Source organism: Microcoleus sp. LAD1_D5, from assembly GCF_036702115.1.
Taxonomy (GTDB): Bacteria; Cyanobacteriota; Cyanobacteriia; order Cyanobacteriales; family Microcoleaceae; genus Microcoleus.
On the sequence record NZ_JAUBSA010000018.1, the window covers coordinates 12,134 to 27,129 of the forward strand.

Genomic DNA, 14,996 nt, shown 5'->3' on the forward strand with positions numbered 1-14,996 from the left:
CTTACTCAGTAGCCACCAACTTTTCAACCCCCGCCAGAATTATTTCTAATTCAGCGATGATTTTTGTAGCCCCCTCCAAATCATTTGATTCGGCCAGACTTTGAAGCTGATCTGCCATATCGGGCATTAACCGCACCGCCGCCGTAGCGCTGACACCTTTAATTTGATGAGCGTGGCGCGCCAGTGTCTCCATATCTCCCGAGGCAATCGCCCCCTTCGCAGCTTCTAAATAACTACCAGTATCCACCACAAAAGCTTGCAGTATTTCCCGCTCAAACTCTAAATCAGCGCCCGAAATTTCGTGCAAACGTGCCATATCGACTACCGATTCGATATCTGGCTCAGAATTTTGAAGTTCCTCGCCATTAAACTTGGCAGTTTCAATTTTTAGCTTGGCCGACCAATTTTCTAGTACGGCTTTTAACTTTTCGATCGAAATAGGTTTGCTAATATAATCGTCCATGCCCGCCGCCAGACACTTTTCGCGATCGCCCTTCAAAGCATTCGCAGTCATCGCAATCACCACCGTCTTTTGATGCGGCTGCATCTTACCAGCAGCAACATCTGCCGCTTCTAGGCCGCGCAATTGCAGCGTTGCTTCGTAACCGTCCAAAACCGGCATCTGACAGTCCATCAACACAATGTCATACTTTTTCAGAGCAACCATAGATAGCGCCTCTGCACCGTTATTGGCGACATCCGCCGCGCATCCCAAAACTCTGAGTTGATTCAGGCCAACTTTTTGGTTGATGGGAGTATCTTCCACTAACAAAATCTTTAAACTTGCTAAGTCTCGGTTGTCAATAGCCGAGGCTCGATTGGACGTTGGATTTGCCTGCGACTCATCAATCAGCATACTCGGGGCGATCGCATTCGCCAAGCAATCAAATAGTCGGTGAGCTTTCACAGGTTTAGTTAAATAGCCGCTAAAACCGCTATCTACCAAGCGTTTCGCCTCTGCAAGCTGAGTCATTGAAGTCAGCACCACCCACTTTGTCTGCTGCATTGCCGGCTCAGAAATCCTCAAGCGTTCGAGACTTCCCGCCACCATTTCCGGCAACTGAATATCAACCAAAACGATATCGTAAGGGGAATTAACGCTGACAGCTTTGTACAGAGAGGCGATCGTCATCCAACCGTTCTCAACCTCCTCCACCTCCATTCCCCACAAAACAGCCATTCTCACTAGCACTTTTCGCACTGTCGGCTTGTCGCTGGCAACTAACATTTTTCGCCCCGCCAGCACAGTTTCAAAATTCACTTCGCACGCTGTCCCGACAGCAGTTAAATTTTCCTTAACTGTCGGCACAGTAAACCAAAAAGTCGAGCCGTGGCCAGGGGTACTTTCCACACCGATTTGCCCACCCATCAACTCCACCAACTCCTTAGAAATAGCCAGCCCCAAACCAGTGCCACCATATTTTCTGGTCGTAGAGGCATCAACTTGAGTAAAAGATTGAAACAGCTTTTTTTGGTCTTCGGGAGCAATCCCAATTCCTGTATCTGTAACTTTAAACAGCAGGAGCATCGAGTCATTGTTTTCTATTTTTAACGGTTCGATATTCTCTAAAATTTTCTGATTATCACTGGCGGCCAATAACCCAGGATTACTAGCATCTGCCACCTCAATTACCACTTCTCCTGCTTCTGTAAACTTAATAGCATTGTTGATCAAATTAGTGAGTATTTGCCGCAACCGCGCTGCATCACCTTTAATTTGCACCGGCACGTCGCTGTCAATCAGTGCCACCACTTCTATACCTTTTTCTTGTGCGGGAGTTGCCAACAAATCCAGCACTTCATTCATACAGATACTGAGGTTAAATTCTAGTATTTCTAAGCGCATTTCTCCTGCTTCCAGTTTGGAGAGATCCAGAATATCGTTAATGATGGAGAGTAAATTTTGACCGCTGAGTTTCAGCGTCTGCACAAAGTCAATCTGTTCGGGAGTAAGATTCGTTTTCAGCAGCAAATCAGTCATCCCCATCACTCCATTCATGGGAGTACGGATTTCGTGACTCATATTTGCTAAAAATAACGACTTCATTCGAGACGCTTCTAGGGCGGCTTCTCGGGCTTGCTGCGCTTGTTCAAAAAGAGTAGATTGCTGAATGGCGATCGCCAACTGTACGCTTAACCTTCCTAGTAAATCCACCTCAGAATCAGTCCAAACGCGCGGGCCTCTGCACTGATGGGCAATCAGCAATCCCCACAACCGATTTTGACTCGTTTCCAAACTCCTTCCATGGGAGCCAATTCTGGGAATTTTCGGCAAATATTCTGTTGCCAACTCCTGACTTTCATCGCCTATAAAAATTGGGACAACTAAATTAGCCCTGACCTGCAAACTAGCAAGTAAATCTCGGTGTTTTTCACTCAAACTGGCAGTATAAATATCTGCCATTGCTTGAATTTGTCCCGCACTATATAGAGATACATAACTTTCCCCAAAGGATGTCATTGGAACTTCTCTGCCCAGCAGTGGCATCCAATCATCCCCTACAGATTCCACCACAACAACCGCTGTTTCGTCGGACTCAAAACGATAAATTACCGTGCGGTCAGTTGCCAACAACTGCCGCACTTCTTGTACAGCAGTGCTCAGAGTTTGAGTGAGGTTGAGAGACTGCCGGACTCGCTGGGCGATCGCCGAAACCAGGCGTTCTTGTTCTGCTTGTTCCCGTAGCATTCTCTCAGCTTTCTTGCGTTCGGTGACATCGCGAATTACCGCAGCAAAGCACAGCGGTTCGGTGGTTTGAGGGTGTTTGACCAGAAAAGCATTCATCACAACATCAATTGGTTGTCCGGTGCCCAAGTGCTGCATTTGCCCTTCTCCTTGCCACTGGCCATGACTGATAATTGTTGGCAAAATCTCTTGACTGAATTTCTCTTTAAAAGTGGGCCCAATATAATCCCATATTTCTGTATCAAGCACTGCCGAAAGATTCTCTACACCCACCAGTTTTCGTCCGGCTTCGTTGACAAACAGCGTTTTGCCTTTCAGGGTAGCCATACCGATAAAATCGCTGCTGTTTTCAATCAGCGACACAAATTTTTGCCGTTCTTCTTCTCCTTTTTTGCGTTCGGTAATGTCGCGCTTGACGCAGACATGACAAATTACATCGTCGGCGTTGTTAATCACAGAATATGCCGCAACGTCGATCGCCAGCGTCTGGCCTTTTTTAGTGCAGTTAGTAATTTCGCCCCGAAAACTTCCAGTTTTCGCTAAACTTTGGGCAATTGCCAAAAAGCGCTCCCCCGCAACCAGCGGCGACGCTTCTGCTTCTAATTCCGCGTCTGTGTATTCTAGAAGCGTTTGGTGAGCGCGATTTTGTTCGAGGAAAAACCCGTCAGCATCGATAATGACGATCGCATCGTTGGAGTTTAAAAATATTTCTCGGTAAAGTTTTAATTTATCCTCAGCTCGCTTACGTTCGGTGATGTCTCTTTTGACGCTTACGTAACAAACTACATCCCCAGCATCATTTAAAACCGCAAAAGCCGAAACCTCGACCTCAACTGTTCCTTCTGGCAAAGCGTTAATAAAGGTCATTTCGCCTCGGTAACTCCGAGTTTCTGCCAAGCTTTGCATTACCGAGGCAAATACCTGTTCTCCCATGTGAGTTGCCGGGGTTTTCCCCCACAATTTCGATGCACTGTAACCCAGCAAAGCCGTGTGAGCTTGATTTGTTTCTAAGTAATAGCCTTGGGGGTCTAAGATCGCGATCGCATCGTTGGATTTCAAAAAGATTTGTTGATAAAGTTGCAGCTTCAGTTCAGCTTGTTTCCGGGCGCTAATATCCGTGAACAAGCCGTAGTAAACTATCTCCCCCGATGCTTGGAATTCTGGCTGGGAAGCTCCTTGCACCCATTTAAGTTTTCCCGACGGAGTGACAATTCTTCCTTCCCACCGCCAAGGCTGCAAATTTTCAGCAGAAAGCGTCACCGAGTTGAGAAAATCATCTCGATCTTCGGAATGAATCATGTCAACAATTGCATTAAAATTCTGCTGAGCAGCCTCTGGTTCTATTTCATACAATTCTCGGCAGCCCGCGCTCACAAACGAGAAGGCCATTGAGCCGTCTGGATGTAAGTCAATTTGATATACCGTACCCGGTACGCTAGCAGTAATTTTTTGCAGTTTGGCTTGGCTTTGATTCCTGGCTTCATCTGTGGCCTGCAATCGACCAATCTCTCTAGAAAAACCCAAAACCCCAAATATATTACCCTCTGCATCGCACAGGGGCACTTTTTGCGTGTCAAAGATGTGCTGTTTGCCACCTTCAAAGACGAGCGCCTGGTAGGGATTGCGAACCCTCTCCCCAGCCAGCACTGCTCGATCTTCCTCCCGGATGCCCCTAATTGAGGGGTTGTGATCGCCAAATACTAATTCCGCTGGAAACCCTAATTCAATATCATCTTTGCCGATAATTTCCTCAACATTTTTCCCCAAATATTCAGCAAAACTTTGATTGACAAAAATGTATCTAAAGTTTCTATCTTTCGCACAAACTATGTCCCCCGCACCCTCGATTAAAGCTCGTAACAATAGTTCTTGACTTTCCGAACCACCCTCAAAAATATTTTGAACGGGTTCCTTGACATTTAGGGTTTTAGCTGCTAATGTATTTAACGATTTGGCACCAATTTGAGCGACAGTGTGGAGCAAACAAAGGTGTTCCAAATTAAAAGCATTTGCCTGCTCTGCACCGATGAAAAATAGTCCCAACAATTCTTCACTTTCATCCGAGTTGGCTGGTGCCATCAAGACCGACTGAAACTGAGTAATTGGTGGGGGAGCGATGTTGTGCGCCCAGTCTTGATTGCCAGCAAGCCATTCACTGCGAGCAGCTTGCAAACGCCCTTCAATTTCGGCTTGGGCGCTAGCACTTAAGGGCTGTAAGTGTTCCAGGTATATTCGATCGTCCGGTAGCGTCAAAATGGCGATCGCCTGTGTGGGAATCAGGCGATGGAGATGTGCCAGACACGCAGACCAAATTTCCTCAACACTGAGAGCGGCTTGAACTTTTGCAGTAAGTTCGTTGAGAACTTGCAGTTCCAAGGTACGCTGGCGGACTTGTGCTTTGAGGCTGGCGGCTAGGATTTGCATAGTGCTCACCAAACTGGTTTGCTTATATTATAATTATTGATTTTTAAACTTTTTCAAACAATCATCTTAAAATACATCCGCCGAAAAGACAACTTTTTTATATTTAAATTACCTTCAACCGATAAAAAAACAAGGGCGCGATCGGGAGCAAAGCGGCACCGCAAAGCACCAGGTTCGCTCCCGCAGCGAGATTGGGCGGTGAAATTATCCCATTAAAATCACGTTATCGATCACATGGATCACGCCGTTATCAGCTTCGATATCCGCAGCGACAACTGTAGCATTTTTCACCTCAAAACCGTCAGAACAATCAATTTTAATCGGCGAACCTTCCAAGGAAGTAACAAAACCTAGTTTTGCCAAATCAGCTTTCATAAACTTGCCGGAGACGACATGAAACATCAAAATCCTAGTCAGTTGGGGGACGTTCTGCACTAGGGTTGTGATAGTTCCCGGCGGCAATTTCGCAAAAGCATCGTCAGTGGGAGCAAAGACAGTAAAAGGGCCCGGACTTTTGAGCGCGTCTACTAAATTAGCTACTTGTACGGCTGTTACGAGGGTTTGGAACGAACCCGCACCTACGGCAATATCAACAATATCAGGCATTGTGTTTTACCTCATCTGGAAAAAAGTTCTATTAAGTATCGTAAACTGAGGCGGGCAACAATACCTACTATCTTTTTTGAAAAATTGGTAATTCTTTTTTAGTGAGGACTTCAATCCTTCCTTAGATTTTTGATGAAGACTTGAGTCCTCACTACAAACCTAATAATATAGGACTTACCCATGGGTGCTCCGAAACCGGGTTTTTTACGAAAATACTTCGTTAAAACCCGCAGATTAGGTAAAAAACCAGTTTCGAGGTGTCGGAGTGGGTAAGTCCTGTAATAGTTATTTTACCCGATATAATATTACTAACGCCTTGGCAATTTAACCGCGCCGGGGTTTACAATTGGTACAATACTGCGGTCGATTGTTGTGATACCCCAATTCTCTGTTTCTAAATCTTCTACTTCAGCATTTAGGTTTTCTCCCTTGTGAATGCTAAAACTGCCGTATAAAATTGAAATTTCAAAAATGTCAGTATGAATTAAAGCTGCTTTCCGGTGCGCGTCTTCACCCAAATGAAAACCAATCAAATCAGCTTCAGGATCTTTGACATCTTCAGGATGGAACACCTCCCAACTGATGTCTCGGCAGTCATGAAATACTATGTTATAAGGCAATCGATCGCCTGTCGGATCGTAAATACATTCAAATAACATTTCATTTCCCCACAAAGACACATTAACATTTGTGATGAGGGATGTAAGTCCACCTAAATTAAGCAAGTTGTAGTCATCGGGCATATTAATTACTCACTTTTTCTCCAGTATTGTGCGTCCCAGGAATCTTATTGCCAAATTCATCGCGTGTTTTGACCAAGCTGCCATCTTTGTCAAGACGCAAACCTTTGTTTATTTTTCTGCCATCTGAACCGTATCTGGGAGCTGGGGTGCGTACAACTTCACCATCAGGACGGATATTGACTCGCGAACGATCGGCAAATTCGTATTCAATATAACCCCCTTCAGTAGTTCTGATTTCTGCACCCAGCCCGCGCAAAAAGTCATTAACTTCTTGACGAGTCATTCCGGTTAAGTCTCCAAATTCCGATGCAATTCCATTGCCTCCAACTCCCTGACTCGGCACGCAAGTCTCCTCACAAACCATTGCCTTTTCTAGTTTAGCACAGTTGGAGAAGGGGAGGAAGCAGAAATTCCCAATGACCAATAATCAATTAAAAAAAATAGGGGCGCAGTGTGACCCCTATTAATCAACTAACTAAACTGGCAAACAATTATTGACCGCCGATTTGCACTTTAACCACGCGGTTCTTTTCTACTTCCGCTTTAGGCAAATTCAGGTGCAAAACTCCATTTTTGTACTCAGCTTCTACGCTGTCATTTTGAACCCGTGCGGGTAGGGGAATCACCCGGCGGAAGGAACCGTAGCGGAACTCAGAGCGAGTCATCCCTTTATCTTCACTCTTAGTTTCGTGACGGCGTTCGCCACTGATAGCAACAGCTTCTGCGGTTACTTGTACGTCCAAATCCTTAGCTTCCATGCCCGGAACTTCTAATTTAAGGTGGATGGCTTCGGGAGTTTCATCGAGTTCGGCGGCGGGTACAAAAGCAACACCGTTAGATGTGCGATCGGTTGCCGGTGTCAAGCTATCAAACAACCGATTCATTTCTCGTTGCAAGGAGTCCATTTCCCGCAAAGGTTCCCAACGAATAAGTGCCATAACTAATACCTCGACTATCTGAAGTTTTTATGGTTGAGAAACACTTGACTCAACTTGTATTTAATATATTCCAGCTCCAGAAACAGGGGGATTCGGTTTTCCGCAAAAAGGCCGATCGCATTTCCGAACATTCGCGATCGGTATTGTAAAATCATCCCAGGTACGGGTATCCGATCCAACCCGAACCCAGCAATTTTAGATTTTAGATTCGAGCGAGGAATTCCCATCTAAAATCTAAAATCGAAGGTTCGATTAACTCCACCGCGAATGCTGATAAGAAGCGTAGGTATCAAACAAAGCACCCACCAAACCAAAAGTTAGACCGATCACGAAAAAACCCTGGAGGGGACAGCCGCTGCCGAAAGTAGCTAAGAACTGCAAAATCAGGTCTTCTCCAGAACGACCAACTCCTTGGAGAGCAGGGACGAAGCCGATCAGCGAAAAGCTAGTCAATCCCGCGCCGATTAACAATATGGGGGCGACAAAGCTCAACAGGCTGGTCAGCAGTAGAGAGCGAAGAAAATTGGGGAAAATGCTCATAAGAGTCAGTAAATTCAGCTAAACTGCCGAAAGGTGCAAGTAAACAAAACTTGTCCTTTTCTACGATAGGCAGCGATCGCCCTAAGTGCCCGGTTCTGTCAGAAATCTTAAATGTTATAGAAAAAACTTGTTTAAGATTTGTAGATAAATTTCATTTTTTGCAGTTGTTCTAGAGTCGAAATCCCTTGACCCCTACTACATCTTCGAGCCTCAGTTTGTGGAGTCAGCGGTTGCTGGCAGCAATTTTATTGGGCGGCCAAGTCATGCTGCACTTGCTGAAGGGCAAAATTCACCGCCGCAACACCATCGACCAAATGGCAGCAGTCGGCCCGGAATCTCTGCTGATTGCTTTGCTGACTGCGGGTTTTGTCGGCATGGTATTTACTATTCAGGTAGCGAGGGAGTTTATTAACCTCGGTGCCGGCAATGTCGTCGGTGGCGTTTTGGCTTTGTCTTTGACTCGCGAGCTCGGCCCCGTCTTAACAGCCGTCATCGTGACGGGACGGGTAGGTTCGGCTTTTGCAGCGGAAATCGGCACGATGCAGGTAACAGAGCAGATAGATGCCCTGCTGATGCTCAGAACAGACCCGATCGACTATTTAGTCATTCCCCGCGTCATTGCTTGCTGCTTGATGCTGCCAATTTTAACCATCATGTGTCTCGTCACCGGCATCCTCGGCGGACTGCTGATTGCTACGACGATGTACGGCATCTCTCAAAGCGTGTTTTTAGAATCAGTCCGCAATTTCCTGAGTCTGTGGGATATTTGCAGCGCGGCAATTAAGGCTTTTGTGTTCGGTGGTTTGATTGCTGTAATCGGCACTAGCTGGGGTTTGACCACCACAGGCGGGGCAAAAGGCGTCGGTCAATCGACGACTACAGCGGTAGTGACAGCTTTGCTGGCTATTTTTATCTTGAACTTTTTCATGACTTGGGTGATGTTTCAGGGGACGGGTTCTAGCGTACTCAAAGGCTTGTAAGCTAGGAAACAGATAAAATATGAATAATTGGCAACATTCCTTTACTACCCTTGATTTAAACCCGTGAGTACAACTGCCTCTTCCAGTGCGCCGACAAATACGATCGAACTCGCTCCGAGTTATGCGATTCCCCTAGTCCTGGTACTGGCGGCCGTACCGCTGCTGTTCGTGCAGAAGTGGGTGAGTTTGCCACTTTCTGTGTTCGGCTTGTTTCTGATGTACCAAGCCGCCACCCTCCGGCTACAATTCACCCCAACAGATTTGGACATTTATCGATCGTCCAACTTAATCCGCCGTTTTCCTTACCGAGAATGGCAAAATTGGCGGATATTTTGGCCCGCTGTGCCGATTTTGTTCTATTTCAAAGAAATTAACAGCATTCACTTTCTGCCGGTTCTGTTCGATCGTAAAATGCTACAGACCTGCTTAGAACAGCGCTGTCCCCGTCAAGACTAAAAAAGTTGTTAATTTTAAATTTTTAACTTTTCCGTGCCCTACGCCGAACCAAATTTCCCATGAATTCAGACGAATCTCCAACCCAAGAACCGCAACCACAACCAGCCGCCCCAAGCGGTGCCGGCGAAGTCGATTTACCCGTGAATGAGACGGAGTACCAACTTCTATCTCAAACAGAGGATTTGTGGCTCGACGAAAATGAACTGCCAGCCCAACTCCCGCCAGAAACAGACCCGCCGCTGGGCGAGGAAGATGCCGAAATCGCCCAATTCGTGGACGAAGCAGGCGCAATCGCCCAAATTCCGCCCAACACCGACGATGGCGAATCAGAAAGTTCGATCGCTCAAATTGAGCTTCCAATAGACTCTGTGCCAACAGCAACCGCAGAAACGGTAACGCGCATCCCAGAAAATGTTACCGAACAGTTGGCAGAGAGAGTCAAAGAATTGCAGCAGCAAGAACAAGCTTTGACTGAAAAAATTGCCGCCTTGGAAGCCGACAAAGCCAATGCTATAGAAGCGTTGGGCCAGGCTCAAGCATCGATCGGGCGTTTGGTACAAGACGGCTTGATTCAACTAGATCAGCGCAAACAAGCGCTACAAATCGAAGTAGAAAAACTCGAACGCCGGCGCGATCGAATTCAAAAGGAAATGCGAACCACTTTTGCCGGCGTTTCCCAAGATTTGGCAATTCGAGTCCAGGGTTTCAAAGACTATCTAGTCGGCAGTTTGCAGGATTTGGCCGCCACCGCCGAACTCTTAGATTTGACGCCACCAGTGCAAGAGACACCCAAGCAAATTCCTGCGGAGGAGTCTCAATCCTCAGCACCGGTAAATCCCAGATTTTCCGAACAGGGATTTCAAGAACAAGCCAAACAAATTCGCCGCACCCTCGATCAATACCGCACTCTCCCAGACTACTACGGCCCGCCTTGGCAACTCCGTCGCACTTTTGAACCCATCCACGCGGAACGAGTTTCTAACTGGTTTTTCACTCAAGGAGGAAGGGGTGCTTTGCGGACTATGGGTTCGCGCTTGCAAAATATCTTGATTACTTCCACAATTATTTCTGTACTCAGAAGCGTCTACGGTGGACGGGTGCGGACTTTGGTGCTCGCCAACAGTCCCGAACGTTTGGGAGAGTGGCGCCGGGGTTTGCAGGACTGTTTGGGCATTACTCGCAGCGATTTTGGCCCGGAAAGGGGGATTATTATGTTTGAGTCGGCGGAAGCTTTGGCTCAAAAAGCCGATCGACTGGTGAAAGATGGCAAATTGCCGCTAATTGTCATTGATGAAACTGAGGATTTAATTAGTTTGTCAATCCTGCAATTTCCGCTATGGCTGGCATTTGCTGCTGATCCGCAAACTTTGACGACTGCTAAGGATTTTTGATTGGGTAATGGGTAATTGCTAATTAGTAATTGCTAATTAGTAATTGCTAATTGCTAATTATGCTAGGGGAAAGGTTGCAAATTTTAAAAGTACACGAAATCTCAAATTAAAAAATGGCTAGCTGGATAATTTTAAATGGCGCACTGTTAATAGCAGCTTATCTGCTGGGTTCGATTCCTACTGGGTACGCCTTGGGGAAATGGATGCTGGGAATTGATATTCGAGAGGTTGGTTCTGGTTCGACTGGTGCGACTAACGTACTGAGGACTTTGGGGAAGTGGCCGGGGTTGGGGGTTTTGTTGGTTGATGTGTTGAAGGGGGTAAGTGCGATCGTCCTAATCCGCTACATTTATTCTCTCAGTTTTACCCAGCAGCTAGCAACCGCCGCCGGTTTAGAAAATACTGCAACTGTCATTCCTTGGATGGCAACTTTGGCGGGTTTCTCTGCTGTTTTGGGTCACAGCAAATCAATCTGGCTGGGGTTTACTGGCGGCAAATCTGTGGCGACGAGTTTGGGAGTTTTGCTCGGTTTGTACTGGCCAGTTGGTTTGGGAACTTTCGGAATTTTCGGGATAGTATTTGCGGTATCGCGAATTGTCTCTTTGAGTTCGATTATCGGGGCGATTAGCGTGGCTGGATTGATGTTTGCTTTAAATCAGCCGCTAGCTTATGTATTGTTTGGCATTGCGGGCGGTGTGTTTGTAATTGTGCGGCACCGGAGCAACATTCAGCGGCTGTTGAATGGTACGGAACCGAGAATTGGGGAGAAATTGGAAACAGCAGCTAGCGATTGATCGGTAGTATTTTTGTACCGCTGGTTGCAGATTACCATTTCTCTGTCCAATCTTCGATTTAAGCTTTTGCAGGAGGCATTGCAGCCCATTATACAGCTTAGAATCCCTGAACCGAGATAATACTCCCTTGAATCTCAGCCACTCTTACATTTGCCACAAACCCTACTATGTCACCGGAATTCCTAACTTTAATTAGAGTGCCTTGACTCTGTATCGGTTGAAGATCGAATGCACCGGGCGGGACAAATGGTTTGATACTTTCGGGTGCATCAAACCCATATAAGAGTGTCACGTTTGTCACGTATTGCAAGTCTACATCGCTAGCCGTCAAACCGCCTGCCAATCCAATTCGATCGGCACCAACTCTGAAACCTCCAATAGCATCGGCATTATTGACATCTGTAACTCCGGGTTCTGCTTGGAGGACGTACAAGTTGCTGCCCCCGATTTTGATTGAATTATTTTCATTCAAGGCAAGTAAAATGTCGCGACCCAAACCTCCTACCAGAGTGTCATTGCCGTTACCGCTAGCTAAGAAATCATTGCCTCTACCGCCCAAGAGAATATCGTTTCCCGCACCACCCGTAAGCAAATCTGCATCTTGACCGCCGCTGAGAGAGTCATTTCCCTCATCTCCAGACAGAAAGTCTTTACTTTTTCCTCCGAATAAAGAATCGTTGCCCAACTCGCCGCTGATAAGATCTTCTCCTTCATTGCCAAATATCAAATCATTAGCTGTTGAGCCGGTGACTAGATCGTCACCTCCGAGCATCCAACTTCCCAAAGGAAAATTAGTTGCATCTGCGATCGACAAAGTAACGACTTCGGATGTATTGTCGCCAATTAATCGCCGCTGTTCAGACGGATCGGGTTTTAAAGCCATAAAAAATCTCCGCGTAAAATCTCAGATGCCAAGATTATTAAATAAGCCACTCTCAAAATCAATTCATATATTCATAACTTTGAGTTCATAAAAGTCATAACTTTGAGTTCATAAAAGTCATATTTGTGGTAATATCGACACCAACGAGTGCAGCGAGTCGAGGGGATAGAACAATTTATGTGTCTGAATCCAGGGGATATTCTGCGCGATCGCTACCAAATTATCGGTCAATTAGGGCAGGGAGGATTTGCCAGAACCTATACGGCTAACGACGCTTTAGGCAGCCCCGAAAATCCCCTGTGCGTCGTCGTTAAGGAAATTGGGCCTCCTCAATCGAACGAGCCCGATGTTTTGCACAGGGCACAGGTGCAATTTGAAACAGAAGCTGAATCCCTGATATCTCTGGAGCAGTGTTCGCGCATTCCCAGGTTATTCGAGCACTTTCAAGAACAGGGAAGATTTTACTTAATTCAAGAATATATTGAAGGAAATCCGCTGAACAAAGAGATCGGTTTAGGCCGGCAGTTTAGGGAATCAGAAGTTATTGATTTATTGCAGGACATTTTAGAAGTTTTAGATTGCGTCCACAAAAAACATATTATTCACCGCGATATTAAACCGTCAAACTTAATCCGGTGCAACCGCTCCGGCAAAATTGCCGTGATTGACTTTGGGGCAGTCAAAGGTATTAGCAATTTGGCGATTCAGGGCGGTCAAATAACTCAAACTCGCGTCATCGGTACAGACGGTTATATGCCGGCCGAACAGTGGAAAAATCAGCCAAGATTTAACAGCGATATCTATGCTGTGGGAATCATCGGCATTCAAGCGATCGCAGGTTTAGATATTGAAGACTTTTTAAATCATAAAAAAACTGGGGAACTCGTCTGGCACTACTCAACCCACGATCGCTCGATGAGAAAAATTAACAGCAAACTGGAAAAAATTTTAAACAAGATGGTGCGCTACCACTTTAACGATCGCTATCAATCCGCTGCTGAAGTGTTACAGGATTTGCGATCGGTGGTGCTATCGCCCTCACCGCCGATTGAGACTGCGACGCAGGTGGGAGTGGAATATTCGATCGCCAGTGACAGCAGGACACCTGTGGACTCAAACCCTCGTTTAGTCCTCCCAGATAATTTAAGTGCCGGAGAAAGAATTCTCTTTACCAGTTCTCGTCCTCGGTTAAAGCAAAGAGGAGTTGAAAAATTTGCAGCTTCAAATGCAGAGCAAGCTTTTAATTTATTCAAACAATCGTGGCATAAAGAATACGGCAAAGATCCAGAAACTTTAGTTTACCTGAACAATGCTTTTCTGGAGGCCAGCAACGCTCCTTATTACACAATTGCTGTAGCCATTCCCATTTGTGGGAGAAAGCCGGATAGTTTTGCTCTGCTTGGTGCTCAGGCCAAAGAATTTCTGCGCGGAGTGGCTCAAGCGCAAACAGAAGTTAATTTGGGACTGTCCCATGCTAGCGATCGGGACTTTCCCGGTCGAGGTTTTTTACCAAGTCAAGCCATTAACGGCAAAGGACTTAAAGTAATTATTGCTGACGATGGGAACGATGAAAGAAAGGCAAGACAAAGAGCAATCTCACTGGTAAATCAACCGGAGATTTTAGCAGTTGTCGGTCACGCTAGCAGCGAGATGACGATGTACACGGTAGATATTTACAATAACAATAATCTGGTTTTGATGTCTCCGGGTGCAGCCACGGAAGAGCTGACAGATGAGCCTAAAAAATTTTTCTTTCGGACTCAATATACGAGCAGTTTAATCGCTAGAGATTTAGCGGACTACCTCCTCGCAAAAAATCAAAAACAAGTAGCAATTTTATACAATCAGGAAAGCCCATTCAGCGCATCTTTTAAGGAAGAGTACACAACGTATTTTCGAGACCGCCAAGGGGGAAAAATAGTCTGCATTCGCGATTTCGATTTATTTGAAACAGACTTCAACGCCCAAAGAGCGATCGAGGAAATCCACGCGAACGCAGAAACTGCGATCGTGTTAGTTCCAGACCCTCATGTTAGGGGAGCCTTAAACAGCGCATTTGAGATAATAAAACTTAACGCAGATCGCAATTGGATTGCCGGGGCATGGATGCTGATGTGTCCGCAAATGTTAGAATTTATATCTGGGCAACCGCAAAGGTTGTTTAATAAACTAATCCTTTCTGTCGGCTGGCATCCCTTAAACAGCCCCAACAAAGAATTTCCTCAACAGGCTCGCTCGCTGTGGGGAGAAGAGGGAAATACTCGTATAGCTTCAGGTTACGATGCAGCGCGCGCACTCATAAAAGCATTGGAAATGCAGCAGGAACCCAGTCGCGAAGGAATGCAAAGAACGCTTTCATCTCCTGATTTTAGGGCTTGGGGAGCAACAGGAACCATTCAGTTTAACTCGCCGGAAAATGGCGATCGAAAAAATCATCCCAGCGAGTTGGTGCATATTGTAGAGTGTCGAAAAGAGCAGTTCGGCCTCGCTTTTGTTCCCGTCAAGTATCCGACAGCGGCAGCGGCAGGTTTAAAGTGCGATTGAACTCATTTCGG

The 14,996-nt window shown here is 46.1% G+C and carries 12 protein-coding genes; 5 read left to right on the top strand and 7 right to left on the bottom strand.

Annotated features, from left to right (window positions below; all coding sequences use genetic code 11):
* Position 1 precedes the first annotated feature (1 nt).
* The 6 genes from QUA70_RS10530 to QUA70_RS10555 all read right to left on the bottom strand — a co-directional run bounded on the left by QUA70_RS10530 (position 2) and on the right by QUA70_RS10555 (position 7,937).
* Positions 2–5,110, bottom strand: coding sequence for a PAS domain S-box protein (locus QUA70_RS10530; protein WP_333346799.1), 5,109 nt, complete (start codon positions 5,108–5,110; stop codon positions 2–4).
* A gap of 204 nt (positions 5,111–5,314) precedes the next feature.
* Positions 5,315–5,716: a fasciclin domain-containing protein gene (locus QUA70_RS10535; RefSeq protein ID WP_006634220.1), complete on the bottom strand. Its 402-nt coding sequence runs from the start codon at positions 5,714–5,716 to the stop codon at positions 5,315–5,317.
* A 308-nt stretch (positions 5,717–6,024) separates the two neighbouring features.
* Entirely contained in the window at positions 6,025–6,459 is a 435-nt protein-coding gene (locus QUA70_RS10540; protein ID WP_333329569.1) for a hypothetical protein, read from the bottom strand.
* Between the two features lies 1 nt (position 6,460).
* Complete coding sequence (locus QUA70_RS10545) at positions 6,461–6,823, bottom strand: hypothetical protein (RefSeq protein ID WP_333346801.1); 363 nt, start codon at positions 6,821–6,823, stop codon at positions 6,461–6,463.
* Between the two features lie 127 nt (positions 6,824–6,950).
* On the bottom strand, positions 6,951–7,397 hold the full coding sequence (locus QUA70_RS10550; RefSeq protein ID WP_333346804.1) for an Hsp20/alpha crystallin family protein: 447 nt from the start codon (positions 7,395–7,397) through the stop codon (positions 6,951–6,953).
* Between the two features lie 252 nt (positions 7,398–7,649).
* Positions 7,650–7,937, bottom strand: coding sequence for a hypothetical protein (locus QUA70_RS10555; protein ID WP_333346806.1), 288 nt, complete (start codon positions 7,935–7,937; stop codon positions 7,650–7,652).
* A 185-nt stretch (positions 7,938–8,122) separates the two neighbouring features.
* Here QUA70_RS10555 and QUA70_RS10560 point away from each other — a divergent pair, with 185 nt between their 5' ends.
* The 4 genes from QUA70_RS10560 (at position 8,123) to plsY (ending at position 11,558) form a co-directional block, all read left to right on the top strand.
* Positions 8,123–8,917: an MlaE family lipid ABC transporter permease subunit gene (locus QUA70_RS10560; protein WP_333346809.1), complete on the top strand. Its 795-nt coding sequence runs from the start codon at positions 8,123–8,125 to the stop codon at positions 8,915–8,917.
* 63 nt (positions 8,918–8,980) lie between these two features.
* Positions 8,981–9,373, top strand: coding sequence for a DUF3119 family protein (locus QUA70_RS10565; RefSeq protein WP_333346812.1), 393 nt, complete (start codon positions 8,981–8,983; stop codon positions 9,371–9,373).
* A 59-nt stretch (positions 9,374–9,432) separates the two neighbouring features.
* The gene (locus QUA70_RS10570; protein WP_333346815.1) at positions 9,433–10,764 is read left to right on the top strand and encodes a DUF3086 domain-containing protein; all 1,332 of its coding nucleotides are present in this window, start codon (positions 9,433–9,435) and stop codon (positions 10,762–10,764) included.
* Between the two features lie 113 nt (positions 10,765–10,877).
* The gene (gene plsY / locus QUA70_RS10575) at positions 10,878–11,558 is read left to right on the top strand and encodes a glycerol-3-phosphate 1-O-acyltransferase PlsY (RefSeq protein ID WP_333346818.1); all 681 of its coding nucleotides are present in this window, start codon (positions 10,878–10,880) and stop codon (positions 11,556–11,558) included.
* Positions 11,559–11,655: 97 nt separating this feature from the next.
* On the opposite strand, the gene QUA70_RS10580 is transcribed toward plsY, so the two are convergent.
* Positions 11,656–12,441, bottom strand: a complete 786-nt coding sequence (locus QUA70_RS10580; RefSeq protein WP_333329545.1) for a calcium-binding protein — start codon at positions 12,439–12,441, stop codon at positions 11,656–11,658.
* Between the two features lie 177 nt (positions 12,442–12,618).
* Here QUA70_RS10580 and QUA70_RS10585 point away from each other — a divergent pair, with 177 nt between their 5' ends.
* Positions 12,619–14,985, top strand: a complete 2,367-nt coding sequence (locus tag QUA70_RS10585) for a bifunctional serine/threonine-protein kinase/ABC transporter substrate-binding protein (RefSeq protein ID WP_333346821.1) — start codon at positions 12,619–12,621, stop codon at positions 14,983–14,985.
* The last annotated feature ends 11 nt before the right edge of the window (positions 14,986–14,996 follow it).